Source organism: Deltaproteobacteria bacterium (genome assembly GCA_030690165.1).
GTDB lineage: Bacteria > Desulfobacterota > GWC2-55-46 > UBA9637 > UBA9637 > JACRNJ01.
Genome location: JAUYHF010000029.1, coordinates 1 through 2,055, shown reverse-complemented (window position 1 = coordinate 2,055; position 2,055 = coordinate 1). Strand labels below are relative to the sequence as shown.

1 protein-coding gene is annotated in these 2,055 nt (G+C 42.5%); it reads right to left on the bottom strand.

Going from position 1 to position 2,055, the window contains the following annotated elements:
• Nucleotides 1-244: 244 nt before the first annotated feature.
• Nucleotides 245-1,831, bottom strand: coding sequence for a diguanylate cyclase (locus Q8P28_05610; protein MDP2682270.1), 1,587 nt, complete (start codon nucleotides 1,829-1,831; stop codon nucleotides 245-247).
• Nucleotides 1,832-2,055 lie beyond the last annotated feature (224 nt).

Sequence of the window (2,055 nt, the reverse complement as noted above, 5' to 3'; positions counted from 1 at the left end):
TTGACCTCAAACATCATATGGCCAAAATCCGGTTCTGGTGTCGAAACAAACTTGTGGGGGAACAACAGGTCAGGGCCGAAGATATAAAGAAAGTGCACTTTTAAAACTTAAGGCAGTGCACTTTTAAATTTTAGCTAACAGCTTTTTTATTACAGGTAGGGGCATACCTACGTGTGTCTGCCCTGACACAAACAAGGGGAACACACAGGTTCGCCCCTACCGACCATGGAAGCCTTTATTTTGATTAGCAGCATATCCGATTTCTACCCTGTTTCTTGGCCATGTACAAAAACACATCTGCCTTTTTTATCAGTTCAGCAGGGGTCTTACCGTCCTTTGGAAAAACAGCAACTCCTCCGCTTAATGTAATCCTTCTGCCGGAAAAATGATTTTTGGCAATTTCACGCAGGAGTCTTTTCGCAAAAACCGCAGCCCCGTCTTTTTTCACCTCATGCACAATAATGCAGAACTCCTCGCCGCCAAAGCGTCCAACCATATCAGTATCCCTGGTCTCCTTTTTCAAAATCCTTGCTATGCCTTTAAGCGCCCTGTTTCCTTCAAGATGACCAAACTTATCGTTATAGTCCTTGAAATGGTCTATATCCAGCATGATTATTGAAAGGGGATGGTTGTACCTTGATGCCCTCTGAATTTCCATGTGCATCTGTTCCATAAGATAACGATGATTGTAAAGACCTGTAAGTCCGTCGGTTATGCTTAATTGCCACATCTCTTCAATAGATTTCACCCTTTCAATGGTGAGGGCGGCGTATACACTGATAAGCGAAAAAATGGAAATATCCTCAGCCCTGAACTCCCTTCTCTTAAAATCATTTACATACAAAACCCCTATAATCCTTCCCTGTATAGCAAGCGGCACTCCAAGGAGGGATATTACACCTTCCCTCAGAAGGAGTAGATTTGGATTTGGATAATCCCTCACATCGGTTATTACAAGCGGGGCCTTCTGGTTGAGTATATAGCTGGTTAAACCTCCCTTTCGTACTTTCCATCTGTCCACCTTTTTAAAATCAGCGCTAAAACCCTTTGACGCCGCTAAAATCATTTCGCCGCTTTTTTCATCAAAGAGACCCATCGAACCGGCAGGGGTGGAGGTTAGTTTCATTGCATAGCCTAATATTGCTAAAGCCGCATCCTTCATACTGTCTATATTTTCTATAACAAGCCCAAGGTGGTAGAGTGCCCCGTGATCCATTAAAATTTTTTCCCTTTCTTTTATCCTTTTTCTCTTCTCCTCAACCAACTGCCATAAAAGTCTTGCAGAAAGACCTTCTATAAGTTCTGTTTCAGGGGGCTTTATCTTCTTTATGCCCTCCCTTACCTCTTTTGAGCCTGTTACATTTACAACTATATCTATGCCCTTTTTTATAATTTCCCTATAGTCAGATAACACCGGTATATTCAGTTTCCTGGCAAGCTTTATGCCAGTAGCCTCTGGATTTGCGTCAGCCACGGCCACAATGTCTATTGAGGGGTCTTCGTTGAATATATCAAGTATGGCTGTTCCGCCCTTGCCAAGGCCGACAATGCAGACCTTTCGTTTCGGGTGCGGCTTCGCACGACCGTGGGATTTAAACGGAGAAAGGAGCCCCTGGCCTATAGCCTTGCTGACTGCCTGCGTTCTGCTTATCACATTTAATTTTTTCATAATATTTTTAAGATATAATTTTACAGTCCACCTTGTTTTCCCTACTATCTTTCCTATCTCATCGTTGGTCTTGCCTTCACCCACACACTTAAGGATATCCTTCTCTATTGGCGAAAGCATCAACCCATTTCCCGGCTTTGTCTTCTTTTTTACAATTGGCATAATTATTAACTCCTATGAAAGAAAATACATTAAACTGCGCTATTATAACTTAGAGTAATAGTTTCTGTCAACTACCCACTTGGGCGGGTAATGTATTATTTCTTGTGTCAGAAGCAAGAAAGGGGTATCTCCATGGTAAGCCAATACCAAAACAAAAGGAGGATACCCCATGACTCAAAGAGCCACAATAGAGAATTATGCACAGGCAGTAAGGATAGTCAAGG